The organism is Streptomyces sp. NPDC086023, from assembly GCF_044540325.1.
Classification (GTDB): domain Bacteria; phylum Actinomycetota; class Actinomycetes; order Streptomycetales; family Streptomycetaceae; genus Streptomyces.
Window position 1 is genome coordinate 1 of the sequence record NZ_JBITRX010000022.1, and the last position, 26055, is coordinate 26055.

General features: G+C 74.1%; 27 protein-coding genes. 23 read left to right on the top strand and 4 right to left on the bottom strand.

The annotated features are described in order from the left end of the window. From ACIF6F_RS31395 to ACIF6F_RS31405, 3 genes are all read left to right on the top strand, one after another. Positions 1-131, top strand: a 131-nt coding sequence (locus ACIF6F_RS31395) for a carboxyl transferase domain-containing protein (RefSeq protein ID WP_399954910.1), incomplete at its 5' end; no start/stop codon positions are given. Between the two features lie 11 nt (positions 132-142). Continuing rightward, a complete protein-coding gene (locus ACIF6F_RS31400; RefSeq protein WP_399954630.1) occupies positions 143-757 on the top strand; it encodes a ScbR family autoregulator-binding transcription factor in 615 nt (204 codons plus the stop codon). Between the two features lie 422 nt (positions 758-1179). Beyond that, complete coding sequence (locus ACIF6F_RS31405; RefSeq protein WP_399954633.1) at positions 1180-2007, top strand: BTAD domain-containing putative transcriptional regulator; 828 nt, start codon at positions 1180-1182, stop codon at positions 2005-2007. A gap of 163 nt (positions 2008-2170) precedes the next feature. Here ACIF6F_RS31405 and ACIF6F_RS31410 read toward each other — a convergent pair whose 3' ends face one another. Next, on the bottom strand, positions 2171-3130 hold the full coding sequence (locus ACIF6F_RS31410) for a BTAD domain-containing putative transcriptional regulator (RefSeq protein ID WP_399954636.1): 960 nt from the start codon (positions 3128-3130) through the stop codon (positions 2171-2173). A 174-nt stretch (positions 3131-3304) separates the two neighbouring features. Next, positions 3305-3526 (bottom strand): hypothetical protein, encoded by a 222-nt coding sequence (locus ACIF6F_RS31415; protein WP_399954639.1) that lies wholly within the window; start codon positions 3524-3526, stop codon positions 3305-3307. A 304-nt stretch (positions 3527-3830) separates the two neighbouring features. On the opposite strand from ACIF6F_RS31415, the gene ACIF6F_RS31420 reads away from it, so the two are divergent. The 4 genes from ACIF6F_RS31420 (at position 3831) to ACIF6F_RS31435 (ending at position 8411) form a co-directional block, all read left to right on the top strand. Further along, positions 3831-4652, top strand: a complete 822-nt coding sequence (locus tag ACIF6F_RS31420; protein ID WP_399954642.1) for a BTAD domain-containing putative transcriptional regulator — start codon at positions 3831-3833, stop codon at positions 4650-4652. Between the two features lie 218 nt (positions 4653-4870). Further along, a complete protein-coding gene (locus tag ACIF6F_RS31425; protein ID WP_399954645.1) occupies positions 4871-5794 on the top strand; it encodes a thioesterase II family protein in 924 nt (307 codons plus the stop codon). After that, on the top strand, positions 5791-7065 hold the full coding sequence (locus ACIF6F_RS31430) for a beta-ketoacyl-[acyl-carrier-protein] synthase family protein (RefSeq protein WP_399954648.1): 1275 nt from the start codon (positions 5791-5793) through the stop codon (positions 7063-7065). Before ACIF6F_RS31425 ends, ACIF6F_RS31430 begins: the two co-directional genes overlap by 4 nt. 143 nt (positions 7066-7208) lie before the next feature. Continuing rightward, positions 7209-8411: a ketosynthase chain-length factor gene (locus ACIF6F_RS31435; protein ID WP_399954913.1), complete on the top strand. Its 1203-nt coding sequence runs from the start codon at positions 7209-7211 to the stop codon at positions 8409-8411. 148 nt (positions 8412-8559) lie between these two features. Here ACIF6F_RS31435 and ACIF6F_RS31440 read toward each other — a convergent pair whose 3' ends face one another. After that, positions 8560-8781: a DUF6059 family protein gene (locus ACIF6F_RS31440; protein ID WP_399954651.1), complete on the bottom strand. Its 222-nt coding sequence runs from the start codon at positions 8779-8781 to the stop codon at positions 8560-8562. A gap of 818 nt (positions 8782-9599) precedes the next feature. Here ACIF6F_RS31440 and ACIF6F_RS31445 point away from each other — a divergent pair. The 7 genes from ACIF6F_RS31445 to ACIF6F_RS31475 all read left to right on the top strand — a co-directional run bounded on the left by ACIF6F_RS31445 (position 9600) and on the right by ACIF6F_RS31475 (position 16301). Continuing rightward, positions 9600-10556, top strand: a complete 957-nt coding sequence (locus ACIF6F_RS31445) for an aromatase/cyclase (RefSeq protein ID WP_399954654.1) — start codon at positions 9600-9602, stop codon at positions 10554-10556. A gap of 26 nt (positions 10557-10582) precedes the next feature. Further along, the gene (locus tag ACIF6F_RS31450; RefSeq protein WP_399954657.1) at positions 10583-12364 is read left to right on the top strand and encodes an acyl-CoA dehydrogenase; all 1782 of its coding nucleotides are present in this window, start codon (positions 10583-10585) and stop codon (positions 12362-12364) included. Between the two features lie 167 nt (positions 12365-12531). Next, positions 12532-13341 carry a 4'-phosphopantetheinyl transferase family protein gene (locus tag ACIF6F_RS31455; RefSeq protein ID WP_399954660.1) on the top strand — a complete coding sequence of 270 codons (810 nt, stop codon included), beginning with the start codon at positions 12532-12534 and terminating at the stop codon, positions 13339-13341. Positions 13342-13529: 188 nt separating this feature from the next. Next, complete coding sequence (locus ACIF6F_RS31460; protein ID WP_399954918.1) at positions 13530-15122, top strand: condensation domain-containing protein; 1593 nt, start codon at positions 13530-13532, stop codon at positions 15120-15122. A gap of 34 nt (positions 15123-15156) precedes the next feature. Further along, the gene (locus ACIF6F_RS31465) at positions 15157-15303 is read left to right on the top strand and encodes a hypothetical protein (protein ID WP_399954663.1); all 147 of its coding nucleotides are present in this window, start codon (positions 15157-15159) and stop codon (positions 15301-15303) included. Between the two features lie 3 nt (positions 15304-15306). After that, positions 15307-15810, top strand: a complete 504-nt coding sequence (locus ACIF6F_RS31470) for a hypothetical protein (protein WP_399954666.1) — start codon at positions 15307-15309, stop codon at positions 15808-15810. 74 nt (positions 15811-15884) lie between these two features. Next, on the top strand, positions 15885-16301 hold the full coding sequence (locus ACIF6F_RS31475; RefSeq protein WP_399954668.1) for a pyridoxamine 5'-phosphate oxidase family protein: 417 nt from the start codon (positions 15885-15887) through the stop codon (positions 16299-16301). 42 nt (positions 16302-16343) lie between these two features. Here ACIF6F_RS31475 and ACIF6F_RS31480 read toward each other — a convergent pair whose 3' ends face one another. Then, positions 16344-16844, bottom strand: coding sequence for a nuclear transport factor 2 family protein (locus ACIF6F_RS31480; RefSeq protein WP_399954671.1), 501 nt, complete (start codon positions 16842-16844; stop codon positions 16344-16346). 166 nt (positions 16845-17010) lie between these two features. Here ACIF6F_RS31480 and ACIF6F_RS31485 point away from each other — a divergent pair, with 166 nt between their 5' ends. The 9 genes from ACIF6F_RS31485 to ACIF6F_RS31525 all read left to right on the top strand — a co-directional run bounded on the left by ACIF6F_RS31485 (position 17011) and on the right by ACIF6F_RS31525 (position 26031). Further along, positions 17011-18483, top strand: coding sequence for an FAD-dependent monooxygenase (locus tag ACIF6F_RS31485; RefSeq protein WP_399954674.1), 1473 nt, complete (start codon positions 17011-17013; stop codon positions 18481-18483). 48 nt (positions 18484-18531) lie between these two features. Beyond that, positions 18532-19230: an antibiotic biosynthesis monooxygenase family protein gene (locus ACIF6F_RS31490; protein ID WP_399954677.1), complete on the top strand. Its 699-nt coding sequence runs from the start codon at positions 18532-18534 to the stop codon at positions 19228-19230. Between the two features lie 275 nt (positions 19231-19505). Further along, positions 19506-19835 carry a TcmI family type II polyketide cyclase gene (locus ACIF6F_RS31495; protein WP_399954680.1) on the top strand — a complete coding sequence of 110 codons (330 nt, stop codon included), beginning with the start codon at positions 19506-19508 and terminating at the stop codon, positions 19833-19835. Next, positions 19832-21103, top strand: a complete 1272-nt coding sequence (locus ACIF6F_RS31500) for a beta-ketoacyl-[acyl-carrier-protein] synthase family protein (RefSeq protein ID WP_399954683.1) — start codon at positions 19832-19834, stop codon at positions 21101-21103. The genes ACIF6F_RS31495 and ACIF6F_RS31500 overlap by 4 nt, the downstream gene beginning before the upstream one ends. Then, positions 21100-22314 carry a ketosynthase chain-length factor gene (locus ACIF6F_RS31505; protein ID WP_399954686.1) on the top strand — a complete coding sequence of 405 codons (1215 nt, stop codon included), beginning with the start codon at positions 21100-21102 and terminating at the stop codon, positions 22312-22314. Before ACIF6F_RS31500 ends, ACIF6F_RS31505 begins: the two co-directional genes overlap by 4 nt. Before the next feature lie 125 nt (positions 22315-22439). Further along, complete coding sequence (locus tag ACIF6F_RS31510; protein WP_399954689.1) at positions 22440-22709, top strand: acyl carrier protein; 270 nt, start codon at positions 22440-22442, stop codon at positions 22707-22709. Positions 22710-22721: 12 nt separating this feature from the next. Further along, a complete protein-coding gene (gene fabG, locus ACIF6F_RS31515) occupies positions 22722-23510 on the top strand; it encodes a 3-oxoacyl-ACP reductase FabG (RefSeq protein ID WP_399954693.1) in 789 nt (262 codons plus the stop codon). Between the two features lie 47 nt (positions 23511-23557). Continuing rightward, positions 23558-24502 carry an aromatase/cyclase gene (locus ACIF6F_RS31520; protein WP_399954696.1) on the top strand — a complete coding sequence of 315 codons (945 nt, stop codon included), beginning with the start codon at positions 23558-23560 and terminating at the stop codon, positions 24500-24502. Positions 24503-24504: 2 nt separating this feature from the next. Next, positions 24505-26031, top strand: a complete 1527-nt coding sequence (locus ACIF6F_RS31525) for an FAD-dependent oxidoreductase (RefSeq protein ID WP_399954699.1) — start codon at positions 24505-24507, stop codon at positions 26029-26031. Positions 26032-26055 lie beyond the last annotated feature (24 nt).

A 26055-nucleotide genomic window follows, 5' to 3' on the forward strand; every position in this document is an offset into this window, starting at 1 on the left:
CCGAACGCGGCCTCGTCGACGACGTCATCGACCCCGCCGAGACCCGCGAGGTCCTCGTCAGCGCCCTCGCGATGCTCCGCAACAAGCACGCGGACGTCCCGTCCCGCAAGCACGGCAACCCCCCGCAGTAACGGAGCACTCGATGGCACGGCAGGAACGCGCGTTGCGCACCCGGGAAGCCCTGGTCAGGTCCGCGGCAGAGGTCGTGGACCGGGACGGCTTCGCGGTCGCGTCGCTGGCCGAGATCAGCACGCGGGCCGGGGTGAGCAACGGTGCGTTGCACTTCCACTTCGCCAGCAAGACGGCCTTGGCGGAGGCCGTCGAGGCGGCTGCGCTGGCGCGGCTGGAAGCGCTGCTCGGTGAGGAGCCGCCGGGTGCGGGGAGCCGGCTGCAGCACCTCGTCGACGTCACGCACGCGCTGGCGCGCGGGCTGACGTCGGACGTGGTGCTGCGGGCCGGGTTCGTGCTCTGCGGCGACACGGCCTGGGTGTCGGCGGCCGATCCGCGCACCCGCTGGCAGCGGTGGGTCGAGGGCCTCGTCCGGGAGGCCGGCGCGGTGGGCGAACTGCGTTCCGGCGCCGAGCTGGAGGGGATCGTGGCGGCGGTGGTGGGGGCGACCGTGGGCTTCGAGGTGCTCGGTGCCCGGGACGCGGTCTGGCTGGCCCCTCGCACGATCACGCAGTTCTGGGAACTGCTGCTGACGACGCTGGCGACGCCGGAGCTGCTCGTGACGCTGGACGCCAAGGGTGGCGTCTGAGCCTGAAACGACCGCCCCCAGGCCACCCGGCAGCCCCGGCGGCCCCCGGCGTTCCCCTTGCATCCCTTGAGGAACCCTCAGGAGCCGTCAGGGCCCCACTGGAGACCGGGCGGTCTCTTTGGTTTCGTCCCGCCGGTGATCCCCCTTGAGGAGCTCATCGGCTCTCAAAAGCCCTGTTCATGGCGGGTGTTGAGGGTGCCCCGAGATCTGCGTGCTGCGCGGGTCTCGGGGTTTTGCGTGGAGGGGCAACGCACCCTCCGGCCTAGCCCTGGGATTGACAAACCGACTATGCTGTTTTTTTATCAGGGAGTCGGGTCGTGCTATGGCGACCGGGCCCCGGCAGAGCGGCCAACGCGGGACGGGTAACGCGCCGAACGCGGCGGGCCGGCCACCGGCCACCAAGTGATCTTTGGGGGAAGTACGTGGACATCAACCTGCTCGGAGCGCTGTCCGTCACCGAGAACGGGCTGTCCGTCACGCCGACCGCCCCGAAGCCGCGTCAGGTCCTGGCCCTGCTCGCGCTCCACGCCGACCAGGTGGTCTCGGTGGCGACGCTGATCGAGGAGCTGTGGGGCAAGAACCCGCCGCGCAGCGCCCGTACGACGCTGCAGACGTACGTGCTCCAGCTCCGCGAGCTGATCGGCGAGGCGCTCGCCCGCGACGAGAACGAGCGCTGCACGGCCAAGGACATCCTGGCCACCCTCCCGGGCGGCTACCGGCTGGAGTCCCGCGGCGGGACCGTGGACTACCGGGAGTTCGAGCGCCGGGCCGGCACCGGCTACCGCGCGATGGACGCCGACGACCACCAGGGCGCCTCGCGCTGGCTCACGGACGCCCTGTCGCTGTGGACCGGGCCCGCGCTCACCGACGTCCAGGTCGGCAGCCAGATCCAGATGGAGGTCCAGCGCCTGGAGGAGGCCCGGCTGTGCGCGCTCGACCAGCGCATCGAGGCCGACCTCCGGCTGGGCCGGCACCGCGAACTGCTGTCGGAGCTCACGGTCCTGGTCAACCAGTACCGGATGCACGAGAGCCTGCACGGCCAGTTCATGCTGGCGCTGCACCGCTCGGGGCGGCGCGGCGAGGCGCTCAACGTCTACCAGCGGCTGCGCACGACGCTCGTGTCGGAGCTGGGCCTTGAGCCCTCGGCCGCGCTGAGCCGGCTGCAGCGGTTCATCCTCACGGCGCACCCCGAGACGGTGTCGCCGGCCGCGGCCGCCGGAGCCGCCGGTGGGCGGCTCGTGGCGCGGTGAGCGGGCCGTGAGACCGGCGGGGACGGACCGGTGCGGTGGCCGCCCCGCCTTCCGGCGCGCGGCGCCGTACCACCCCCGGAGCTCTTCCTCGGGCCTGCGTGACGCGGGCCGGGGGAAGAGCTCCGGCGTTTCCGGGTGGTCCCGTGCCGCCGGGCGGGCGGCGTCAGGCGCCGGCCGCGTGGGCCGCGGTGAGCGCCTCCAGGCGGCACATCAGGTCCTGCTGCTCGCGGGTGAGGCGCTCGACGTGGCTGCGCAGGCTGGCGAGTTCCGCGTGCAGCAGGCGTACGTTCGGCCCGTCGTCCGCGGCGGGCGCCCGTACCGGCCGTGCGGCCGGGGAGCCTGCGGGCAGGGCCGCCGAGGGGTCCTGGTGGTGCAGGATCGCCTCCATGCGGTCGCGCAGGACCGGGCCCGGCTCGACCCCCAGGTCGTGGACGAGCCGACGGCGCGCGCGGTCGTACACCCGCAGCGCCTCCGCCTGGCGCCCGCACCGGTACAGGGCGGTCATCAGCAGCTCGTAGAAGCGCTCGCGCAGCGGGTGGGCGGCGGTGAGCTCCTCCAGCTCGCCCGTGATCTCGCCGGCCCGCCCGGCCCGCAGGCACGCGTCGTACAGCGACTCCAGGGCGACGAGCCGGCTCTCCTCCAGCAGCGAGGCCTCGACGGAGCAGATGGTGCCGCGGCCGCTGCCCTGCAGGGCGGGGCCGCGCCACAGCCCCAGGGCCCTGCGCAGTACGTCGGCCGAGCGGCCGGGGTCGGTACGGGCGAGCTCGCGCCCCTCGGCGGCGAGCCGGTGGAACTGCCGGGCGTCGGTGCCGGCGTCCCCCAGCCGCAGGACGTAGCCCAGCGGGCTGGTCGCCAGCCACTCGTGGTGCGGCTCCCCGGAGCCGGGGGCCGGGACGGGCAGCAGCCGGCGCAGCCGCGCCACATGGGCCTGGAGGGCGTTGGCGGCGTTGGCGGGAGGGTGCTCGCTCCACAGCTCGTCCACGAGCCGGTCGGCGGAGACGACCTGGCCCGCCTTCACGACGAGCGCGCTGAGCAGCGCGCGCTGTTTGGCTCCCGCCGGCACGATCAGGACGCCGGTGCGTTCGTCGAAGACCTGCACGGGACCCAGGATCCGAAACTTCATCTCATCCTCGCACAGGAAGGCTTGAGAGGTCTGCCGCCGGAGGTCTGCCGCCGGTATTCCCCTCGGAATAGCCGCGGGTCCTCCCCATCTCGTCGGAGCGTAGGTGCTTTCGCTGTGCGATGCCCTGTGCGTGCCGCCCGTGCCGGGAATCGTGGATGGTTTCTCGAGGTGTTTTCAGGCTTCCGCGGGCCGGCCCGGCGCGCGCTGGCGGAATTGTTCGGCCGTCAGATCGGGGAAGCCCACCTGGACCCCCCGGCAGTGACTGGTTCCCAGCATGCCCAGCAGGACCTGCGGGCCGGGCAGCCCCGGCAGGTCCGTCAGCCCCGGGGTGGCTCCCGGGCCGATGAGCAAGCGGGTCAGCGGGTCCGCGCAACGTGCCGTCGTGTCGGTCGCCATGGCCGGAAAACTAACAGCGCGCGCGATGCTCGGGAAGGTGCCGGGAAAGGTGACGGCTGTTCACGGAGTGTTTGTCAGCGCTTTGTCAGTGCCGTGTCAGCAGCCCGGCGGCGGCGCATCTCGGCATTTCTTGGAGAAGGGCTAGAGCCGGACTCGACCATCACAGGGGGGCGGGTTGTCGAAAGATATGGTGCCCCTGGCCTTGGGTCCAGCCAATGACAGAAAAGGCCGGAATGCGACTGTATCGAAAGGTTCACAACCGGTCAGAGAGCGATGGCGGCCTGACAAGGCTGGGAGGGGAATCATGAAAATTAAAGTTCTGGGTCCATTGGATGCGGAAGTCAATGGGGTTTCCATCGTCCCGACGGCCGGCAAGCCCCGCCAGATCCTGGCGCTGCTCGCCCTCTACCCGGGCCGGGTCGTGCCCGTGCCCACCCTGATGGAGGAGATCTGGGGCGCCGACCTGCCCCAGAGCGCGCTGACCACGCTCCAGACGTACATCCTTCAACTGCGCCGCCGCCTTGGCACCGCGATGGGCCCGGACGTCCCGGGCTCCGCCAAGGACGTGCTGGCCACCCGCTACGGCGGCTACATGCTCCAGGTGCCGGCCGAATCCGTCGACGTGCACGCGTACGAGCGCCTGGTGGCCGAGGGCCAGCAGGCCTTCGAGAACGGGGAGGACGGACACTCCTCCAAGTGCCTGCGCGAGGCCCTCGACCTGTGGGAGGGACCCGCCCTGGTCGACGTGCGGGTGGGCCCGATCCTCGACATCGAGGTCATGCGCCTGGAGGAGAGCCGGCTGGTGACGCGCGAGCGCAGGATCGACGCGGACCTGCGCCTGGGCCGGCACGTCGAACTGATTGCCGAACTCACCGACCTGATCGCCCGCCACCCCCAGCACGAGGGGCTGCACTCGCAGGCGATGGTCGCGCTCTACCGGTCCGGCCGGCAGGCGTCGGCCCTCGACGTCTACCGCCGGCTGCGCCAGCGGCTGATAGACGAACTCGGCGTCGAGCCGTCGCCCCAGCTCCAGCGGCTCCACCAGGCGATGCTCACAGTGGACCCGCGCCTGGACGTGGTCGCGGGGCCGCGCCACACCTCCACCTTCGACCTGTACGCGGCCTGATCCGACGGCCGGCCGCGGATCCGTACGGCGTGCCGGCCCTCCGAGTGCCGGCCGCGGATCCGTACGGCGTGCCGGCCGTCGTTCCGTACGCGGCACCGGCGGGTGCGCCATACCCGGCGGGAGTCGAGTCCCGCTCCAGCCGGGCTGGCGAGACTCGGGGCGCATCCGGTGCGCCGTCCGGCGGCGCGCCGGAACAGCTTCCCGGAGGAGGGCGACGCATGACTTCCCTGACGAGGGTCGACGAGGCGGTGGAGCCGCGTGTTCGGCTCCACTGCCTCGCGCACGCGGGCGCGGGCGTGGCCAGCTACCGCCGCTGGCCCGTCGCGGCCGGCCCCGCGGTGGACGTGGCGGCCGTGCTGCTGCCGGGCCGGGGCAACCGCCGGCGCGAACCGCGCGTGACCGATCGCTCCGGCCTCCTGGCCGACCTGCTCGGCCCGCTGTTGGAGGCTGCGCAGTCCGGCCCGTACGCGTTGTACGGCCACAGCCTGGGCGCGCTCGTCGCCTACACCCTGACCCGCGCCCTGGCCGACGCGGGTGCGCCCCCGCCTTTGTTCCTCGCGGTCGGAGCCTGCCTGCCGCCGCACGCGACGGCCGCGCTGGTGAGCGCGGCGGAAGCCCCCGACGAGCAGCTGCTGCCGCTCCTCGGAGACCTCGGCTCGCTGCCGAAGGGGGCTGCCGCCCGGCCCGGCGGGATGTGGCACCGCTCCGTCCTGCCCGTCCTGCGCGACGACCTGCGGCTGGCCAAGGCCCTCCGGCAGGCGGCGATGGACCCCGCCACCGGAGGACCCGTGAACGTGCCCCTGCTCGTCTTCGCCGGCAGCGACGACCCGCTGGCCGTCCCCAACGCCCTGCAGGAGTGGCGGCAGTGGACGACCGGACCCATCACCGTGCGCACCCTGGTCGGCGACCACTTCTTCGCCGGGGACGACGCGCTGCCCGCTCTGATCGGGGCCGCCTGCCGGGAGCACGCGGCCCTCGGGCCGGGTGCTCCGGGCCCGGGTGCTCCCGAGCCGGGCGCTCCGGGACCGGGTGCTCCCGAGCCGGGCGCTCCCGAACTCGGTACGTCCGGACCCGCGACGTCCGGACCCGGTGCGGCCGGGGCCCGGCCGGTCGCGGTCCGCACCGCGTGCGGTGTCCGGTGAAGCGCGTCGTCATCACCGGTGTGGGCGTGGTGGCACCCGGCGCCATCGGCACCGGGGACTTCTGGTCGCTCCTGACGTCCGGGCGTACGGCGACCCGCGGCGTCACCCTCTTCGACGCCTCCGGCCACCGCTCGCAGGTGGCCGCCGAGGTGGACTTCGACGCCGCCCGGCACGGCTTCACCCTCGCCGACACCGAGCGCCTGGACCGCGCCGCACAGTTCGCGCTGGTCAGCGCCCGTGAGGCGGTGGCCGACAGCGGCCTGGCCGACGTCCTGGCGACCGGGAACCCGCTGCGCACCGGTGTGAGCCTCGGCAGCGCGGCCGGCTGCACCACGGGACTGGCCACCCAGTACGCCATGCTCAGTGACTTCGGTGCGACCTGGACGGTGGACCACTCCAAGGCAGCCGAGCACCTCTACGACTACCTCGTGCCCAGCTCGCTCGCGGCGGTGGTGGCACGGGACAGCGGCGCGCAGGGACCGGTGGGCGCGGTCTCCAGCGGCTGCACCTCTGGCCTGGACGCCATCGGCCACGCCGCCGAGCTGATCCGCGAGGGCAGTGCGGACGTGATGGTCGCGGGCGGGGCGGAGGCGCCGATCTCCCCGATCGTCATGGCCTGCTTCGACCGGATCCGGCTCACCAGCCCGCGCAAGGAGGACCCGGCGACCGCCTGCCGGCCCTTCGACCGGACGCGGGACGGCTTCGTACTCGGCGAGGGCGCGGCGGTGGTGGTGCTGGAGGAACTGGAGCACGCCCGGCGGCGGGGGGCCCGGGTGTACGCGGAGCTCTCCGGCTTCGCCTCGTACAGCAGCGCCCACCACATGACGGGGCTGCGGCCGGGCGGTGAGGAGATGGCCGACGCCATCCGGGCGGCGCTCGACGAGGCGCGCCTGAACCCGGTGGACGTGGACTACGTCAACGCGCACGGCGCGGGCACGCGGCACAACGACCGGCACGAGACGCACGCCTTCAAGCGGGGGCTCGGCGACCACGCCCGGCGGGTCCCGGTCAGCTCCATCAAGTCGATGATCGGACACGCCCTGGGGGCGGCGGGTGCCCTGGACGTGGTGGCCAGCGTGCTGGCCATCCAGCACAGCACGGTGCCGCCGACGGCGAACCTGCGGGAGCCGGACCCGACCTGCGACCTGGACTACACGCCGCTGTTCGCGCGCGAGCACCGCACCAGCACGGTGCTGAGCGTGGCCAGCGGTTTCGGAGGCTTCCACACGGCGACGGTGCTGACCCGGCCGCGGCTGAAGGAGGCGGCGTGAGGGACGGGAGCGGCGTGTGGGGTGGCAGGGGCGTCAACGGCGTTAACGGCGTTAACGGTCTGTCGGGTTCGCGGGGCGCGGGCGGGCCGGGCACCGACGAGTCGGGGCGGGCCGGCGCGGCCGACGGACGGCCGGCCGCCGAGGTGGTCGTCACCGGCATCGGCGTGGTCGCCCCCAACGGGCTCGGCACCGGGGCGTGGTGGCGCGCGCTGCTGGCGGGGACCACCGGCATCCGCCCGATCGGCCGGTTCGACGCCTCCGGCTATCCGGTGCGGATCGCGGGCGAGATCGCCGGGTTCGTCGACGAGGACCACATCCCCAGCCGGCTGCTGCCCTCCACCGACCGGGTCACCCGCCTGGGGCTGGTCGCGGCGAAGGAGGCGCTGGAGGACTCCGGCGCCGACCCGGCGGCCCTGCCCGGCTACGGTGCGGGCGTCATCACCGCGAGTGCCACCGGCGGCACCGAGTTCGGGCAGCGCGGGCTGGAGGCGCTGTGGGGCAAGGGTGCGACGTATGTGAGCGCGTACCAGTCCTTCGCGTGGTTCCACGCCGCCAACACCGCGCAGATCTCCATCCGGCACACGCTGCGCGGCCCGGGCACCGCCGTCGTCAGCGAGCAGGCCGGCGGCATCGACGCCATCGCCCGGGCCCGCCGGGAGATCCGCAAGGGCGCGAGCCTGATGGTGGCCGGCGGTGTCGACTCGGCGCTGTGCCCCTGGGGCTGGGCGGCCCATCTGGCGGACGGCCGGATGACCACGGCCGCCGACCCGGAGCGCGCCTACCTGCCCTTCGACGCGGCCGCGGGAGGCCATGTGGTGGGCGAGGGCGGGGCGCTGCTGGTCCTGGAGGACGCTTCCGCCGTCGCGGCGCGCGGGGCGACCGGATACGGCGTGGTGGCCGGCTGCGCCGCCACCTTCGACGGCGGCCCGGACCTGCCGCGGCTGCGGGAGGCGGCCGAACTCGCGCTCGCCGACGCGGGGGTGGAGCCGCACGAGGTGGACGTCGTGTTCGCGGACGCGGCCGGAGAGCGGGCCGCGGACCGGGTCGAGGCGGCGGCGCTGGCCGCGCTGTTCGGTCCGTACGGGGTGCCCGTGACGGCGCCGAAGTCGATGACCGGGCGGCTGGGCGCGGGTGGCTCCTCGCTCGACGTGGCGGCCGCGCTGTTCGCGCTGCGCGAGGGCGTCGTGCCGCCGACGACCGGGACCGTACGGGCCGCCGCGGACTACGGGCTGGACCTGGTGACCGGGGCGCCGCGGGCGCTGCCCGGGCTGCGTACGGCGCTGGTGCTCGCGCGGGGGCGGGGCGGGTTCAACTCCGGCGCCGTGGTGCGGGCCGTGGGGGCCTGACGGGCGGGTCTGCCGCTCCTCGGCTCAGCCGCTCCTCGGCTCAGCCGCTCCTCGGCTCAGCCGCCCATCTGCCCCGCGGCCCGTCTGCCCACCCGCCTGCCCGCTCGGCTACCGGCGCGGCCGCCCCTCGGCTCGGCCGCCCGCCGGGTCAGCCCGCCCCGGGAGCGTGCCGCAGCTGGCGCAGCAGCCTGAGCTCCACGCCGCTCAACGGCACTTCGGGGCACAGGCGCTCGGGGTGGCCGGGCGGCGGGGCGTCGTACACGGGGTCCCGGTCCAGGCAGCCCTCGGGCCCCCTCTCGCCGACGGCGTGCAGGAGCCCGAGGACGACGAACCCGTCCCACAGGGCGCGGACGATGCCGAACGGGTTCATGGGGCTCACCTTCTGTGGTCGTCCGCCGGTCGGCGGGGCGGCGCGGCGCGCGGGGATGCGGCGCGGGCGCCGGGGACGGTGCCCTGGCGCGCCGGAGGCCCCGGCGCCGGCAGCCGGGCCGTCGGCCGTGGTGCCGCGACGAGCCGCGTGCGGCCACGGTCCGCCCGGGTGCTGGAGGTCCGGCCCAGGCGGGCTGGAGCGGGGCCGGAGGCGGGTACGGGCCTACGGCGTCGGCAGCCGCGGACCGCGCGGAACCGGCGTAACCGGCGTACGGGCCCTGACGGGCGGATGAGCGCCCCGTCGAGTGGCCGGCCCGGTCGCGGCCCGTGACGCCCGACGCCCGGTGCCGCCCACCGGGACGGGGGAGGCCCGGGTGGGCGGCCGGGGCGGCGGGCACGGCCGGACCAGGACCCGGCTCCGGGGCTCCGGCGGAGGCGCCCGTCAGGGTGACGCCGCCCGAGCTGCCCGCGGGACGAGTCTCGGAGGTCCGGCTGGAGGAACGCTCAAGCCCCGGGCCGGGCAGGACCCTTCCGACCTGCCCGCCCCCAGCCGGGCTCCAGGCGGATTCGAGCCGGGCACGGCCGGTCCACGAGCGGTTCCGGACAGGGTCGTTGACATGCCCGCCAAGCCGAGGCGGATCCCGGTACTGCCTGCCGTGGGCCTCGACGCGCGGCAGAGGGGCGTCACGGTGTGAGGGACACCAAGACAGGTGGATCCGTGCCGGCCGAGGGCCGGAGCCCGACCGGCACGGCCACGGGACCCCGCCCGCACGCGGCGGTCCGAGCCGGCTGGAGTACCGAACGAGGAGGGTGTGGAAGATGTCGGATGCGCGAGTGCACCGCACGGTCCACGAAGTGACTGCGGAGGCCCCGGCCGGTGTGCTGTACGGGCTGATCGCGGACGCCACACGGTGGCCGTTGTTCTTCCCGCCCTGTGTCCACGTCGAACAGCTCGACTTCGACGGGACGCGGGAGCGGCTGCGCATGTGGGCCACGGCGGGCGACACCGTCAAGTCCTGGGTCTCCAGCCGGCGTCTGGACGTTCAGCGGCTGCGCGTGGAGTTCACCATGGACGTGCCCGCCGCACCCGCCCGGTCCATGAACGGGGTGTGGACCGTGGAGCCGCTCGCCGGCGACCGCTCGCGGGTGACCCTGGAGCACTTCTTCACCGTCGAAGGAGACGCTCCCGCCGACGTCGCCTGGATCGAGGACGTCACGGCCGCCAACAGCAGCTCCCAGCTCGACCGGCTGGCCGAGATCGCCCGGCGCTGGACCCGGCTGGACGACCTCGTGTGGTCCTTCGAGGACACCCTCCACGTCAACGCGCCCGCCGAGCTGATCTTCGACTTCCTGTACCAGGCCGACGACTGGCCGGCCGAACTGCCCCACGTCACCCGCCTCGACCTGGTCGAGGACGAGCCGGGCGTGCAGCTGATGTCCATGGGCAGCATGTCCATCGACGGCGGCACGCACAACACCGAGTCCGTGCGCATCTGCTTCCCCGGCGCCCAGCGCATCGTCTACAAGCAGACCCGCACCTCGCCGCTGCTCACCGCGCACTCCGGCGAGTGGTCCATCGAGCCCGACGCGACGGGCGTGAACCTGACGGCCCGCCACCACGTGCTGCTCGACGAGGACAGCATCGAGCGGGTCCTCGGCGAGGGCACCGACGCCGTCGCCGCCGGCCACCACCTGCGCGACGCGCTCGGCCAGGCCGGCCTCTCCGTACTGCGGTACGCCACGCAGTACGCCCTCGGTGCGGTCCGCGTCCTGTGAGCGCGGCCGGTACCGACCAAGCCCCTGTGCGGGACACCCACGCCCCCGCACAGGACATCCTTCCGGCGGCCGCGGAATCGCCGGCCGCGGAGCCGCCGGCGGCCGCCGAACCGCTGCGCGCCACCGAACCGCTGAGGGCGGCCCGGCTGGAGGCCGCGCTCGGCGACCCGTTCGACCCCGCGAACCCGCACGGGCACCTCGCCCTGCTCCGCGCCGACGAGGCTCGCGAGATGCCCGAGGCCACCGAGGCGCTGCTCGCCGAGGCCGGGATGGCCGCCGAGTTCGTACCCCTGGACCTCGGCGGCCGGCTCGCCGGCCTGGAGGAACTGGCCCGTGTCCTGCGGCCGCTGTTCCGCCGCGACCTGTCCCTGGGCTACGGCTTCGGCATGACGTCCCTCTTCGCGGCCTCCTCGGTGTGGACCGCGGGGGACGAGGCGCAACGGCGCTCGCTGGCCGACGTGCTCCTCGGCGGCGGCCGCGTGACGATCGTGCACCGCGAGGTGGCGCACGCCAACGCGATCCTGCGCAACGAGATGGGCGCCGCCCGGCGCCCCGGCGGCGGGTGGCTGGTCGGCGGCCGCAAGGACGTGGTCATCAACGCCCACCGCGCCGACGCCTTCGTCATGTACGCACGCACCTCCCGCGAGGACGGGCCGCGCAGCCACTCCGTACTGGTGCTCGGCCCCGGAGCGCCGGTCGAGGGCGAGGTACGCCGGCTCGGCCGGGTGGAGATGCCCGGCATGCGCGGGGCGCACTTCTCCGGCCTCGAACTCGACGGCGTGGCAGTGCCGGACGACGCGCTGGTCGGCGCGGTCGGCGACGGGGTGTCGCTGGCCCTGCGCAGCTTCCAGACCAGCCACTGCCTGATCCCCGGCACCGTCCTCGCGGGCGTCGACAGCGTGCTGCGGTCGGCGGTGCGCGCGGCCACCGAGAACCGGCCGGACGGGCGTCCCTCCCGCCGCTGGCAGAAGGTGCTCGCCGGGGTCTTCGCCGACCTGCTGGCCTGCGACGCCATGGCGGTCACCGGGATGCGGGCGATGAGCCTGCTGCCCGAGCAGTCGTACCTGCTGGGCGCGGCCGTGAAGTACACCATGCCGGACCTGCTGCGCGAGGACCTGGAGGAGCTGGCCACCGTGCTCGGCGGCCGCGGCTACGACCGCGGCCCGCTGTACGGCGGCTTCCAGAAGCTCGTGCGCGACCTGCCGGTGGCCGGCCTCGGGCACGCGGGCACCGCCGTCTGCCAGGCGGTGATCGTGCCGCAGCTGCCGGCCCTGGCCCGCAGCGCCTGGTTCCGCACCCAGGAGCCGCCCGCCGAACTGTTCCGGCCGGGCGCGCCGCTGCCCCCGTTCGACCACCGGCGGCTGGCCCACTCCGGTACGGACGACCTGCTCACCGCCACGCTGGTGGGGGTCGCGGGCCGCCTGGAGGGGCGTACCGGACAGGGTTCGGCGGCGGCACTGGCCGAGCTCGCACGGGCCTTCGTGGCGGAGCTGCGGGTGCTGCGCGCCCGGTGCGCCGCGATCAGCGGCGACTTCGAACCGCAGGCCTGCGCCCTGGCCGACCGGTACGCACTGGTGCTGTCCGCAGCCGCGGTGCTGGGGGTCTGGGAGGGGCAGGCAGGGGCGGGCGACCCGTTCCTCGGGGAGCCGGCCTGGGCGGTGCTCGCCCTCAGCCGCATCGGCCGCCGGCTGGGCATCCCGGTCGCGGACCTGCCCGACGGGGTCGTCGAGGAAGTGCTGGGCGAGGCGTTGGACCGCTGCCGGCAGCATCGCAGCCTCGACCTGTACGGGACGCGGCTCGCGGGCTGACGGAACGCGGGGCCCGGGGCCCGGCGGCCCCGGGCCGACCCGCTCCGCACTGCCGCCGCGCACGGACGTGCCCCACGCGGGGCCGCCGGGGCGTCGGACGAGCGCCTCGGCCCGACGACGGCCGCTGCCGCGGGACGGGGCGGCCGTCACGACATGGGAGGCGATGGATGAACCAGGTGACGTGTGCCGTACCGGTGCACGTGCCACGGCCGGACGGGCCGTGGCACGGAGTGCAGGACACCCTGGCGGAGCTCGGCAACGCGCTGGTCTACACGACGTGGACCGAATGGCTGCCGAGCGTCCTGACGGCCCCCCGGCTGCGCGAGCTGCTGGGATCGGACTGGGACCGCTATCGCCGCACCCCCGACCCCGCCGTCCGCTACCGCTTCGCCGCCGCCCGGCTGCTCATCAAGTGCACGGCCGGGGCCGCCCTCGGGATCGAGCCGGAGCACCTGGACCTGGCCTACCGGCTCGGCGGGCGCCCGTACCTGCGCGGCTTCGACCAGATCGAGCTGAGCCTGTCGCACACCGGGGACCTGATGGCCGTGGGGCTCAGCCGCACCGGCCGGATCGGGGTGGACGTGGAGCCGGCCGGGCGCACGGTCCGGCTGGACCTCCTGGAGGCGCAGATCCTGACCGCCACCGAGGCGGCGGAGATCGCGGAGCTGCCGGAGGAGCAGCGGGTGCCGCACGCGCTGCGGCTGTGGACGCTGAAGGAGGCGTACACCAAGGCGCTGGGACAGGGACTGCGGCTCGGCTTCAAGGAGTTCGGCTTCGGGCAGGGCCTGAAGCTGCACGCCCCGGACGGCAGTGCCGCCACCCGGGGCGAGTGGGGGTTCGCCACGCACGAGGTGATGGGCCGCTACCTGGTGAGCACCGCCTGCCACGACGCGGGCCTCGGCACCGCGGACGACACGTCCGTGGGCACCATGCTCGACCAGGGCTTCCTGTCGGCGATGAGCCTGAACGGGAGCTGACTCGGGCGGTTCCCCAGCGGTTCTGCGGCGCCGTCCTAGCCGCGTCAGCGGCCGGTCAGCGGCCCGGCAGCGGTGTGCGCCACGGTGGGCCCGGGAGTCCCGCGTCCTGCGCGGCCGGGTGCTCCCCGGGGCCCGGCCGACCTCCGGCCGCCCGTACGGGACGAGCGCCTGAGGAGGCGGACGTGGCGATGCCCAGCCGCCCGGGCGCGGAGCAGGGACGCGAGGGCCGTGGTGCGGCCGGAGCCGGGGCCGCCGACTCCCCGGATCCGCGCGCCGGTGCTCCCGTGGAGCCGCCCGCCCTGCCGGTGACCTGGCAGCAGCACGACCTGCTGCTGGACTCGTTCGGGCACCGCGGCACCGGCCGCCACGTCGAGCAGGTCTCCTGGCGCTGGCGCGGCCCGCTGGACGCGGAGCGGTTCACGGCCTCCTGGCAGTCGGTGGTCGACCGCGAGACGGTGCTGCGGGCCGCCTTCGCCTGGGACCCCGAGCCGCACGTCGTCCTGCACGAGCGGGCCGCCGCCGAGGTGGTGTGCCACCCCGCCGGCAGCGTCGGCTGGGACGAGCTGGTCGAACGCGAGCGGCTGCGCGGCTTCGACCTGCGCCGCCCCGGCCCGCTGCGCATCACGCTGCTGGAGGAGCCGCCCGGCGGCGCGGGCGAACCGGCCGGCGCCGGGTCCGCCGGGGGTCCCGGCCCGTCCGCCGGAGCGGACGCGGACGCGGACGAGGCCGTCACCCGCGTGCTGCTCACCTTCCACCACGGGCTGCTCGACGCCTGGAGCGTCTTCGTCCTCATCGACGAGTTCTACCGGGCGTACCTGGCCGGCGGCGCGCTCCCGGGCGGCGAGCGGCGCCCCGACGTGCGGGACTGGTCGCGGTGGCTCAGCCGCCAGGACCCGGGCGTCGCCCGGGAGTTCTGGACCCGGACCGTGCCGGCCGGGACCCCCGCCGTACTGCCCGCAGCGCCGGGACCCGACACCCTGGAGAGCGGCTGCGGGCGTGCCGAGGCGCGCCTGACCCCCGCCGAGGCCGACCGGCTGCACCGCTGGGCCGCGGCCCAGGCGCTGCCCGACTCCAGCGCGCTGCAGGCGGTGTGGGCCCTGCTGCTCCACCGTGCCACGGGCGCGTCCGGTCCCGCGCAGGTCGGCTTCGGCGTCACCGTCTCCGGGCGCGGGATCACCCTGGACGGCGTCGAACGGCTGCCCGGCCCGCTGCGCAACTGCCTGCCGATGTCGGTGCGGGTCGACCCGGGGCAGCGGTTCCTGCGGCTGCTGACCGGGTTGCGGGACCGCGCCCTCGACATGGCCGCGTACGAATGGGTCTCGGCCGGCCAGATCCACGAGTGGACCGGCCGCGCCACCTGCGGCGGCCGACTGCTGGAGAGCCTCGTCGCGGTCGAGCGCGCGCCGCGCCGGCCGACGGAGGCGCACACCGCCGGCGGGGTACGGGTGGACCCGCCGCGGGCGAGCGGGGTGCACACCGAGTTCCCGGTGGCCCTGTTCGCGCACTGCGAGCCCGACGGCGGGCTGACCCTGAGCGCGCTGCACGACCGGGCCCGGATCTCGGCCGCCGACGCGCGCCGGCTGGTCGGCCACTGCGTGCGGCTGCTGACCGCGCTGCCGCGCACGGACGAACGGACCACCGTCGCCGAGGTGCTCGCCGTGCTCGCCGGCCAGGCGCTGCCGCGGATCGCCGTGCGGCGCCGCCCGGAGCCGGCCGCCCGCCCCCGGCTGCACTCGATCGGGGGGCGAGCCGCTGTCGAGCCGGTCACGAGCCGGTCTTGACACCGTGGGGCGACACACCGTGAAGGAGCCGCCCATGGACACCCAGGAGTATCGCGACGAGATCGAGCTGGCCCAGTTCGGGATTCTCCCGGTGGGCACGGCTCCGCCGCTGCGGCTGGCCGGCGAGGACCTCGACGACGACGCGGCGTCCTTCTTCACCATCGTCCGCGGCATCGACTAGCCGATGTCCCAGCCATGTCTGCCGGCGGAGGCGTTCGTCGGCCACCTGGCCTTCCTTCCGCAGGAGCAGTCCCGGCAGGGCGCCGGACGCGGGCGGGTGACCCGCCCGGCGTACGAGGCGTTCCAGGCCGGCAGGGCCTACCCGGCCTTCCAGGCCCGCGCGGCGCACCCGGGTGGTGCGGACCGGCAGCCCCGGACGGGGTACCCGGCCGGCGGGGCGTACCCGGCGGGCGGGGCGTACCCGGCGGGCGGGGCGCACCCGGCCCTCCCGTCGGCGGAGCAGGCCGCCCTGGCAGTGCGGGTGGCCGCGGCCCGGCTGCGCCGGGCCGCGTGGTGCGTCGTCCGGGGCCGGATCCCGCCGGCTCCGGCGCCGGCCGCCATGGCCGCCTGCCCGGCGGCCGCCGACCGGGCCGGCCTCGCCCCCGCGGCACGGGAGGCGGGCCGGCACGACGTGTCCGGCCGGCCGCCGTCCTCCGCCTGGTCGCCCTTCTCCTGGTCCTCTCCATGAGGCGCGGGCGGACTTCCGCCCCGGCCCGAGGACCGGGCGGTCCCGATGAGTTCAGAGAAAGGACGACCCGCACGATGTCGCTGTCGAAGCAGGGCCGCGGACCCGAGGTGTCCGCCTCGGTCGAGGCGTTCCTCGACGCCCCCCAGCACGTTGCCGCGCTCACCACCGTACGGCCCGACGGGACGCTCCACATGGCGCCCGTCCGGTTCACCTGGGACGCGGCCGCCAGCCTCGTCCGCGTCATGACGGTGGCGTCCTCGCGCAAGGCCAGGAACCTGCTCGCGGCCCCGGGCAGCCGGGTCGCGCTGTGCCAGGTGCACGGGTTCACCTGGGTCACGCTGGAGGGCACCGGCACCGTCGTGACGGACCCCGCGCGGGTGGCCGAGGGGGCCAGGCGGTACGCCGGCCGGTACTACTCGCCGCCGCCGAACCCGCCCGGCCGGGTGGTCATCGAGATCGAGGTGGACCGGGTGCTCAGCCTCAACGCGTGACCCGCGTCCCGTCCCCCCTGCGCACCCCCCGCCGGGCGCGGTTCACGCGTCCTTCGGGGGCGGGCAGCCGTCCGCCCACAGCAGCCGGAAGGACAGCTGGGTCAGCCGCCAGCCCTGCGGGGTCCGCCGGGCCTCGCCGTTGACGAACGTGCCGGTGGCGAACAGCGGCGGCAGGTCACCCTGCGGGCGGGCGTGGTGCGGGTGGTGCACGTGCGTGGACAGCATGTTGGCCTTCAGCGTCGCCCGGTCGCCGTCGAGGACGACCAGGGCGGGGGAGCCCAGGTGCTGGGTGGCGGCGAAGGCCGACAGCGCGGTGCGGTGGAACTCCGCCATGCCCTCGGCGCCCTGATGGCGGCTCATCGGCGGGAAGACGACGACGGCGTCCGGGGCGAACAGCTCCGCGGCCCAGGCGTCGTCGAGTTCCCCCTCGTCGAGCGAGAGCAGGTAGCGGTCGAGCAGCGACGCCACGAGGGCCCGGGACTCCGCAGCGGTCTCCGCAGCGGTTCCGGTGCCGGAACCGGCGAGGGTGTGAGTGGAGGTCATGGACGAGAATGCGCCCGCGCGCACCCGTGCGGGCAACCCCGCCTGACAAAGATCTGACGTAGCGGACGTTTTTCTGTCATTGCTTTTCAAAGGCCTGTAGGGATCGCTATTTACGCCCCGATCGGGCCCTCGCAATACTGGGCGCTCACCAGTGGGAAGAGGGCAGATGAGCACCTTTGATACGGACGTCATTGTCGTGGGAGCCGGTCCCACCGGACTCATGCTCGCGGGCGAACTGAGGCTCAATGGAGTCTCCGTCGTCGTCCTTGACAAGCTCGTGGAGCCCATTCAGGAATCCCGAGCCCTCGGATTCTCGGCGCGTACGATCGAAGAATTCGCTCAGCGCGGCCTGATATCCCGCTTCGGAGAGGTCGGCGTCATTCCCGTCGGCCACTTCGGCGGCGTGCCGCTCGACTACCAGGTGCTGGAGGGCGGGTCCTACGGCGCCCGCGGCATCCCGCAGGCCCGCACCGAGGGCATCCTCGGCGGCTGGGCCCGGGAGCTGGGCGCCGAGGTCCGCCGCGGCGTCGAGGTCATCGGCCTGGAGCAGGACGCCGACGGCGTCACCGTGACCGGCGCGACCGCGGACGGCACCGTCACCCTGCGCGCCCGGCACGTGGTGGGCGCCGACGGCGCCCGCAGCATCGTCCGCAAGCTCGCCGGCATCGACTTCCCCGGTACCGAGCCGGCCATCGAGCTGCGCTTCGCCGACGTCGCCGGCATCCAGCTGCGCCCCCGCTTCAGCGGCGAGCGCGTCCCCGGCGGCATGGTGATGGTCATCCCCATGGGACCGGACCGCGCCCGCGTCATCTACTTCGACAGCGCCCAGCCGCTGCGCACCGCCGAGGGCCCGATCACCTTCGACGAGGTCGTCGAGGCCTGGCAGCGCCTGACCGGCGAGGACATCTCCGGCGCCACCCCGCTGTGGGTCAGCTCCACCACCGACAACTCCCGGCAGGCGGCCGAGTACCGGCGCGGCCGGGTCTTCCTGGCCGGCGACGCCGCGCACATCCACCTGCCCATCGGCGCGCAGGGCATGAGCGCGGGCGTCCAGGACGCCGTCAACCTCGGCTGGAAGCTGGCCCTCGACGTGAAGGGCCAGGCCCCCGAGGGCCTCCTCGACACCTACCACGCCGAGCGGCACCCGGTCGGCGCACGCATTCTGACCAACACGCTCGCCCAGCGCATCCTCTACCTCGGCGGGGACGACATCACCCCGCTGCGCGAGGTCTTCGGCGAGCTGGTCGAGAACCACGAGTCGGTCCGCCGCCACCTGGTCGGCATGGTCACCGGCCTCGACATCCGCCACGCGACCGTCCCGGGCGAACACCCCCTGCTCGGCCGTCGCCTGCCCGACCGCGAGCTGGCCGCCGACGGGGAGAAGACCTCCGCCTTCGCGCTGCTGGCGGCGGGGCGGGCCGTGGTGCTGGAGCTCGGTGACGGCCTCGGCCTGCGCGAGGCGGCCGCCGGCTGGGCCGACCGCGTCGACGTGATCCGCGTCGACTACCCCGACTGCGCCGCGCCGGTGGACGCCATCCTCGTCCGCCCCGACGGCTACGTGGCCTGGGTCTCGCCGCTCGGCGCCGGCTCGGACGGTCTCACCGAAGCCCTCTCCCACTGGTTCGGCCCCGCCAAGTAGGCGCGCTCCGTCCGGTCTCGTCCCACTTTCCAAAGGAAGCGAAGAAGAATGCCTTTCATCTCCGTCGAGGACAAGCACCTCACCGTCCTCAACCTCTTCACGACCGACAAGCCCGAGAACCAGGACAAGCTGATCGAGGAGATGACGAAGATCGTCAACGCGGCGACGTACGAGGGCTGGATGTCCTCGACCGTCCACGCCGGCGTCGACGCGCCGGGCACCGCGAACTTCATCCAGTGGCGCAGTGGCGAGGACCTGGAGAAGCGCTACGAGGGTGAGGAGTTCAAGCACCGCACCATGCCGGTCTTCTCCGAGATCACCACCTCGATCCGGCTCCTCCAGAACGAGGTCGCCTACGTGCTGACCTCCGACGAGCTCGGCGGCAAGGTAGAGGTCGGCCCGCACCTCGACGACTACACCTCCATCACCGTCTTCTCGGTCAAGGCCGACGGACAGGACGAGGCCATCGACGCCCTGGGCGCCGGCCAGGAGTTCATCAAGGACTTCCCGGGCTTCCGCTCGAACATCGTGCTCAAGGGCCTGCGGGCCCGCGGCCTCGACGGCGCCTTCGTCGTCACCTACTCGCAGTGGGCCAGCAAGGAGGCCTTCGAGGCCTTCCGCGACCAGGACCCGGAGCAGCACTCCGAGGCCCGCAAGGCCGCCGTGGCCCGGCTCCGCGCCGTGATCGACGGCGCCCCGAGCACCAACACCTACAAGGTCGTCCACACCCGCGCCGCCGGCGAGTGATCCGGCGCGCCCCCACGGCGCGCCCGCCCGCACGACGCCGCTGCCCGCACACACCCCCCGGACGCCCGGCTCCCCGCTTCGGGAGCCGGGCGTCCCGCGCACGCGCCCGCGCCCGCGCCGTGCCGCTCCGGTGGAATTCGAGAATCCTCCGGGCACGGCCCTACCGGCATGCGGGACCGTCGAGATGGCTGGCGAATGCAATTTCGGCCACGGAATGCCTGGGCCTCGGCCTGACCGCGATTCCCTCCCACGCAACCGCTGAGGAGCTACACCCTATGCACAGCACGCTGATTGTCGCCCGGATGGCAGCGGCATCCGCCACCGATGTGGCCAAGCTGTTCTCCGACTTCGATGAGACGGACATGCCTCACCGGATGGGGACGCGCCGCCGCCAGCTGTTCTCCTACCGGGGCCTGTACTTCCACCTCCAGGACTTCGACGAGGACAACGGGGGCGAGCTGATCGAGCAGGCGAAGTCCGACTCGCGCTTCATACAGATCAGCGAGGACCTCAAGCCCTTCATCGAGGCCTACGACCCCAAGACCTGGCGCTCGCCGGCCGACGCCATGGCGCAGCGCTTCTACAACTGGGAGGCGAAGGCGTGACCCGGCGACGCGTAGTCATCACCGGAATCGAGGTGATCGCGCCCGGCGGTGTCGGCAAGGAGAACTTCTGGAGCCTGCTGAGCGAGGGCCGTACGGCCACTCGCGGGATCACCTTCTTCGATCCGGCCCAGTTCCGCTCCCGGGTGGCCGCCGAGGTCGACTTCGACCCGCACGCGCACGGCCTGACCCCGCAGGAGGTGCGCCGCCTGGACCGGGCCGCGCAGTTCGCGGTCGTCGCCTCGCGCGGTGCGGTCGCCGACAGCGGCATCGACCTCGGCGGGTACGACCCGCACCGCATCGGCGTCACCGTCGGCAGCGCAGTCGGCGCCACGATGGGCCTCGACCAGGAGTACCGGGTCGTCTCCGACGGCGGCCGGCTCGACCTGGTCGACCACGCGTACGCGGTGCCGCACCTGTACGACTACATGGTGCCCAGCTCCTTCGCGGCCGAGGTCGCCTGGGCCGTCGGCGCCGAGGGCCCCTCCACGGTGGTCTCCACCGGCTGCACCTCCGGCATCGACTCGGTGGGCTACGCCATCGAGCTGGTGCGCGAGGGCACCGCGGACGTCGTGATCGCCGGCTCGTCCGACGCGCCGATCTCGCCCATCACCATGGCCTGTTTCGACGCGATCAAGGCGACCACCCCGCGGTTCGACGAGCCCGAGCGCGCCTCGCGTCCCTTCGACGGCACCCGCAACGGCTTCGTCCTGGGCGAGGGCACCGCCTTCTTCGTCCTGGAGGAGCTGGAGAGCGCCAAGAAGCGCGGCGCCCACATCTACGCGGAGATCGCCGGCTACGCCACCCGCTCGAACGCGTACCACATGACCGGCCTGCGGCCCGACGGCGTCGAGATGTCCGAGGCGATCAACCTCGCGCTCGCCGAGGCCCGGCTCAACCCCGAGGCCATCGACTACATCAACGCGCACGGCTCGGGCACCAAGCAGAACGACCGCCACGAGACCGCCGCGTTCAAGCGCAGCCTCGGCGACCACGCGTACCGCACACCGGTCAGCTCCATCAAGTCGATGGTCGGGCACTCGCTCGGCGCCATCGGCTCCATCGAGATCGCCGCGTCGGCACTGGCCATGGAGTACGACGTCGTGCCCCCGACGGCCAACCTCACCACGCCCGACCCCGAGTGCGACCTCGACTACGTCCCCGTGACCGCGCGCGACCAGCTCGTCGACGCGGTCCTCACGGTCGGCAGCGGATTCGGCGGCTTCCAGAGCGCCATGGTGCTGGCCAGCCCCGAAAGGAGCCTCGTATGACCACGTCGGTGGTGGTCACCGGCCTGGGCATCGCCTCCCCCAACGGGCTCGGTGCCGAGGACTACTGGAACGCGACCCTCGGCGGGAAGAACGGCATCGGCCGGATCACCCGCTTCGACCCGGCCGGCTACCCGGCCAAGCTGGCGGGCGAGGTGCCCGGCTTCACCGCCGAGGACCACCTGCCCAGCCGCCTGCTGCCGCAGACGGACCGGGTCACCCGGCTCGCGCTGGTCGCCACGGACTGGGCGCTGGCCGACGCGGGCGTCGACCCCAAGGAGCAGCCCGAGTTCGACATGGGCGTCATCACGGCGTCCGCGGCCGGCGGCTTCGAGTTCGGCCAGGGCGAGCTGCAGAGCCTGTGGGCCCGCGGCAGCCAGTACGTCTCGGCGTACCAGTCCTTCGCCTGGTTCTACGCCGTCAACAGCGGCCAGATCTCCATCCGCAACGGCATGAAGGGCCCCTCCGGCGTCGTCGTCAGCGAGGGCGCCGGCGGTCTCGACGCGGTCGCCCAGGCCCGTCGCCAGATCCGCAAGGGCACCTCGCTGATCGTCACCGGCGGCATCGACGCCTCGGTCTGCACCTGGGGCTGGGTGGCGCAGCTGTCCACGGGCAAGCTCAGCACCAGCGACGAGCCCACCCGCGCCTACCTGCCCTTCGACCGCGAGGCCTGCGGCTACGTGCCCGGCGAGGGCGGCGCGATCCTCATCGCCGAGGACGCCGACGCGGCCCGCGCCCGCGGCGCGCACATCTACGGCGAGATCGCCGGCTACGGCGCGACGATCGACCCCAGGCCGGGCAGCGGCCGCGAGCCGGGCCTGCGCAAGGCGATCCAGATCGCGCTGGCCGACGCCGGGGTGCCCTCCAGCGAGGTGGACGTGGTCTTCGCCGACGGCGCCGGAGACCCGGCCCTGGACCGGATCGAGGCCGAGGCGATCAGCGCCGTCTTCGGGCCGCGCGCGGTCCCGGTGACGGTGCCCAAGACCATGACGGGCCGCCTGTACTCGGGCGCCTCGCCGCTGGACCTGGCCGCCGCGTTCTTCTCGATCCGCGACGGGGTGATCCCCCCGACCGTGCACGTCCAGCCGTGCCCGGACTACCCGCTGGACCTGGTCCTCGGCCAGCCGCGCAAGGCCGAGGTGCGCACCGCCCTGGTCCTGGCCCGCGGCAGCGGCGGCTTCAACTCCGCCATGGTCGTGCGGGCCGCCGACTAGCCACGCGGCCGGCCGGCCGCCCCGGTCCCGTCGTCCCGGCCCCGTCGCCCCCCACGGCCGGGCGGCGCGGCGCTGTACGCGCCCACCGAACCCACACCAGCTCACGGATGAAAAGGACTTCCACCATGGCCACCAAGGCGTTCACCCTCGACGACCTCAAGCGCATCCTGCAGGAGGCCGCGGGCGTGGCCGAGGGCGTCGACCTGGACGGCGACATCCTCGACACCGAGTTCGACGTGCTCGGCTACGAGTCCCTCGCGCTCCTGGAGGCCGGCAGCCTCATCGAGCGCGAGTACGGCATATCCCTCGACGAGGAGGCCGTGAACGACGCGAACACCCCGCGGGCCTTCATCGAGGTCGTCAACGCCCAGCTCGTGCCGGCCACGGCTGCCTGAGGAGATCCGGACATGACGCAGCACACCACCACCCGGGTCGCCCTCGTCACCGGCGGCACCAGCGGCATCGGCCTCGCCTCGGCGCGGCTGCTGGCCCAGCAGGGCCACCAGGTGTACATCGGCGCCCGCAACGCCGAGAACATCGCCGAGACCGTCAAGGAGCTCCAGGCCGAGGGCCTGGACGTGGACGGCGCGGTCGTCGACGTCCGCGACACCGAGTCCGTCAACGGCTGGGTCCAGGGCGCGGTCGACCGCTTCGGCTCCGTCGACGTCGTGGTCAACAACGCCGGCCGGTCCGGCGGCGGCCCCACCGCCGACATCGCGGACGACCTGTGGGACGACGTGATCGACACGAACCTCAACAGCGTCTTCCGCGTCACCCGCGCCGCCCTGACGGTCGGCGGGATGCGCGCCAAGGACCGCGGCCGGATCATCAACATCGCCTCGACGGCGGGCAAGCAGGGTGTCGTCCTCGGCGCCCCGTACTCGGCCTCGAAGCACGGCGTGGTCGGCTTCACCAAGGCGCTGGGCAACGAGCTGGCGCCCACCGGGATCACCGTGAACGCGGTCTGCCCCGGCTACGTCGAGACGCCGATGGCCCAGCGCGTCCGCCAGGGCTACGCGGCCGCCTACGACACCTCCGAGGACGCCATCCTCCAGAAGTTCCAGGCCAAGATCCCGCTCGGCCGCTACTCCACCCCGGAGGAGGTCGCCGGCCTCGTCGGCTACCTGGCCTCCGACACCGCCGCCTCCATCACCTCCCAGGCGCTCAACGTCTGCGGCGGCCTGGGCAACTTCTAGCAGCCCGCCCCACGCACCCACCGAACACCACCCGAGGAGAACCCGCCATGACCACGCGTGAGGTCGAGCACGAGATCACCATCGGTGCCCCGGCAGCCGCCGTGTACCAGCTGCTCGCGGACGTGACCAACTGGCCGCGCATCTTCCCGCCCACCATCCACGTGGACCGGGTCGAGGCAGAGGGAGCCGAGGAGAAGATCCGGATCTGGGCGACCGCCAACGGCCAGCCGAAGAACTGGACCTCGCGCCGCACCCTGGACCCGGAGGGCCTGCGCATCACCTTCCGCCAGGAGGTCCCGGCGGAGCCCGTCAAGCACATGGGCGGCACGTGGATCATCGAGCCGCTCGGCGAGGCGGAGTCCCGCGTCCGGCTGCTGCACGACTACAGCGCGGTCGACGACGACCCGCACGACCTGCTCTGGATCGAGCGGGCGGTGGACAAGAACAGCACCTCCGAGCTGGCCGCGCTCAAGGTCAACGTCGAGGCGGCGCACGCCGCCGAGACCGAGGAGCTGACCTTCTCCTTCACCGACACCGTCCAGATCGAGGGCTCCGCCAAGGACGTGTTCGACTTCATCAACGAGGCCCAGCTGTGGGCCGAGCGGCTCCCGCACGTGGCCGTGGTGCGCCTCACGGAGGACGCCCCGGGCCTGCAGGAGCTGGAGATGGACACCCGCGCCAAGGACGGCTCGGTGCACACCACCAAGTCGTACCGGGTGGTCTTCCCCCACGACAAGATCGTCTACAAGCAGGTCACCCTGCCGGCGCTGATGACCCTGCACACCGGCGAGTGGACCTTCGTCGAGACCGACGGGGGCACCGCCGCCTCCTCGCAGCACACCGTCACCCTCAACACCGAGAACATCGCGCGCATCCTCGGCGCCGAGGCCACCGTCGCCGACGCCCGCGCGTACGTGCACACGGCGCTGTCCACCAACAGCTGCGCCACCCTCGCCCACGCGAAGGCGTACGCCGAGTCGAAGGCCTCCTGAGCATGGCGCCCGACCCAGCGGCGGGCGGTACGGAGCCGGCGCCGGGCGGCGCCGGCCACCCGGACCGGCTCGACGCCGAGGTGCTCGTCGTCGGTGCCGGCCCCGTCGGACTGATGCTCGCCGCCGAACTCGCCCGCGGCGGCGTGGACGTGGTCGTGGTCGAGCAGCGCAAGGCCCCCTCCACCGAGTCCCGGGCCTCCACGCTGCACGCCCGCACCATGGAGATCCTCGACGCGCGGGAGCTGCTGCCCGACGTCGGCACGCCGCCCCACGAGCCGCGCGGCCACTTCGGCGGCCTCCCGCTCGACCTCACCCTGCCCAGCAGCCACCCGGGCCAGTGGAAGGTGCCGCAGACCAAGACCGAGGGGGTCCTGGAGGAGTGGGCGATCTCGCGCGGCGTGGACATCCGGTGCGGCCACGAACTGGTCGCCGCCGGTGAGGTCGGCGAGTACGTCGAGGCCGAGGCCCTCGGACGGGACGGCGTCCTGCGGCTGCGCGCCCGCTACCTGGTGGCCTGCGACGGCGAGGCCAGCACCGTACGGCGGCTGACCGGGGCGGACTTCCCCGGCCACGACGCAGGCCGGGAACTGCTGCGGGCCGACGTCGAGGGCATCGACGTCCCCAACCGGCGTTTCCAGCGCCTGGAGCGGGGGTTGGCCATCGCCTGGCGCAACGACAAGGGCGTCACCCGCGTCATGGTGCACGAGTTCGGCTCGACGGCCCGCCCCCGGACCGCGGAACCCTCGTTCGAGGAGGTCGCCACCGTCTGGAAGCGGGTCACCAGAGAGGACATCAGCGGCGGCACCCCGCTGTGGGTGAACTCCTTCGGCGACGCCTCCCGGCAGCTCGCCTCCTACCGGCACGGGCGCGTCCTCTTCGCGGGGGACGCCGCCCACCTGCAGATGCCGGTCGGCGGCCAGGCCCTCAACCTCGGCCTCCAGGACGCCTTCAACCTCGGCTGGAAGCTCGCGCTCACCGTGCGCGGGCTGGCTCCCGAGAGCCTCCTCGACACCTACCACGAGGAGCGGCACGAGGTCGGCCGCCGGGTCCTGGCCAACATCCGGGCCCAGGCCCTGCTGCTGCTCGGCGGCCCCGAGGTGGAGCCGCTGCGCGAGCTGGTGGGCGAACTGGCCGGACTGGAGGAGGCACGGGCCCACCTGGCCGGGATGATCAGCGCGCTCGACGTGCGCTACCCGGTGCCCGGTCCCGCGCACCCGCTGCTCGGCGCCCGGCTGCCGCACACCGTCGTGCGGTCCGGCGGGCGTGAACTCGGCAGCACCGCCACGCTGCTGCGCGCCCCCGGCGGCCTGCTCCTCGACCTGGCCGGGACCGGCGTACGGGTCCCCGCGGGCTGGGCCGACCGCGTCACCGCGGTGGCCGGCGCCCCGGAGCCCGGCTCGCTCCCCGGCGAACCGGGAGCCCTGCTCGTACGGCCCGACGGCCACGTGGCGTGGGTGGGCCGGGACGAGGCCGGGCTGGCCGAGGCGCTCGACCGGTGGTTCGGCCCCGCCCGCCCACCGGCCCCCTAGAACGGATCCACGAGCACGCTCCGG

What these genes read in the sequence shown, in the direction of transcription:
- ACIF6F_RS31410 (WP_399954636.1), bottom strand. Translation starts at nt 3,130, where the DNA reads ATGAAGTTTCGGATCCTGGGTCCCGTGCAGGTCTTCGACGAACGCACC.
- ACIF6F_RS31485 (WP_399954674.1), top strand. Translation starts at nt 17,011, where the DNA reads ATGAGCACCTTTGATACGGACGTCATTGTCGTGGGAGCCGGTCCCACC.
- ACIF6F_RS31425 (WP_399954645.1), top strand. Translation starts at nt 4,871, where the DNA reads ATGACTTCCCTGACGAGGGTCGACGAGGCGGTGGAGCCGCGTGTTCGG.
- ACIF6F_RS31440 (WP_399954651.1), bottom strand. Translation starts at nt 8,781, where the DNA reads ATGAACCCGTTCGGCATCGTCCGCGCCCTGTGGGACGGGTTCGTCGTC.
- ACIF6F_RS31460 (WP_399954918.1), top strand. Translation starts at nt 13,530, where the DNA reads ATGCCCAGCCGCCCGGGCGCGGAGCAGGGACGCGAGGGCCGTGGTGCG.
- ACIF6F_RS31505 (WP_399954686.1), top strand. Translation starts at nt 21,100, where the DNA reads ATGACCACGTCGGTGGTGGTCACCGGCCTGGGCATCGCCTCCCCCAAC.
- fabG (WP_399954693.1), top strand. Translation starts at nt 22,722, where the DNA reads ATGACGCAGCACACCACCACCCGGGTCGCCCTCGTCACCGGCGGCACC.
- ACIF6F_RS31490 (WP_399954677.1), top strand. Translation starts at nt 18,532, where the DNA reads ATGCCTTTCATCTCCGTCGAGGACAAGCACCTCACCGTCCTCAACCTC.
- ACIF6F_RS31415 (WP_399954639.1), bottom strand. Translation starts at nt 3,526, where the DNA reads ATGGCGACCGACACGACGGCACGTTGCGCGGACCCGCTGACCCGCTTG.
- ACIF6F_RS31495 (WP_399954680.1), top strand. Translation starts at nt 19,506, where the DNA reads ATGCACAGCACGCTGATTGTCGCCCGGATGGCAGCGGCATCCGCCACC.
- ACIF6F_RS31470 (WP_399954666.1), top strand. Translation starts at nt 15,307, where the DNA reads ATGTCCCAGCCATGTCTGCCGGCGGAGGCGTTCGTCGGCCACCTGGCC.
- ACIF6F_RS31475 (WP_399954668.1), top strand. Translation starts at nt 15,885, where the DNA reads ATGTCGCTGTCGAAGCAGGGCCGCGGACCCGAGGTGTCCGCCTCGGTC.
- ACIF6F_RS31420 (WP_399954642.1), top strand. Translation starts at nt 3,831, where the DNA reads ATGAAAATTAAAGTTCTGGGTCCATTGGATGCGGAAGTCAATGGGGTT.
- ACIF6F_RS31400 (WP_399954630.1), top strand. Translation starts at nt 143, where the DNA reads ATGGCACGGCAGGAACGCGCGTTGCGCACCCGGGAAGCCCTGGTCAGG.
- ACIF6F_RS31520 (WP_399954696.1), top strand. Translation starts at nt 23,558, where the DNA reads ATGACCACGCGTGAGGTCGAGCACGAGATCACCATCGGTGCCCCGGCA.
- ACIF6F_RS31465 (WP_399954663.1), top strand. Translation starts at nt 15,157, where the DNA reads ATGGACACCCAGGAGTATCGCGACGAGATCGAGCTGGCCCAGTTCGGG.
- ACIF6F_RS31510 (WP_399954689.1), top strand. Translation starts at nt 22,440, where the DNA reads ATGGCCACCAAGGCGTTCACCCTCGACGACCTCAAGCGCATCCTGCAG.
- ACIF6F_RS31525 (WP_399954699.1), top strand. Translation starts at nt 24,505, where the DNA reads ATGGCGCCCGACCCAGCGGCGGGCGGTACGGAGCCGGCGCCGGGCGGC.
- ACIF6F_RS31455 (WP_399954660.1), top strand. Translation starts at nt 12,532, where the DNA reads ATGAACCAGGTGACGTGTGCCGTACCGGTGCACGTGCCACGGCCGGAC.
- ACIF6F_RS31480 (WP_399954671.1), bottom strand. Translation starts at nt 16,844, where the DNA reads ATGACCTCCACTCACACCCTCGCCGGTTCCGGCACCGGAACCGCTGCG.
- ACIF6F_RS31445 (WP_399954654.1), top strand. Translation starts at nt 9,600, where the DNA reads ATGTCGGATGCGCGAGTGCACCGCACGGTCCACGAAGTGACTGCGGAG.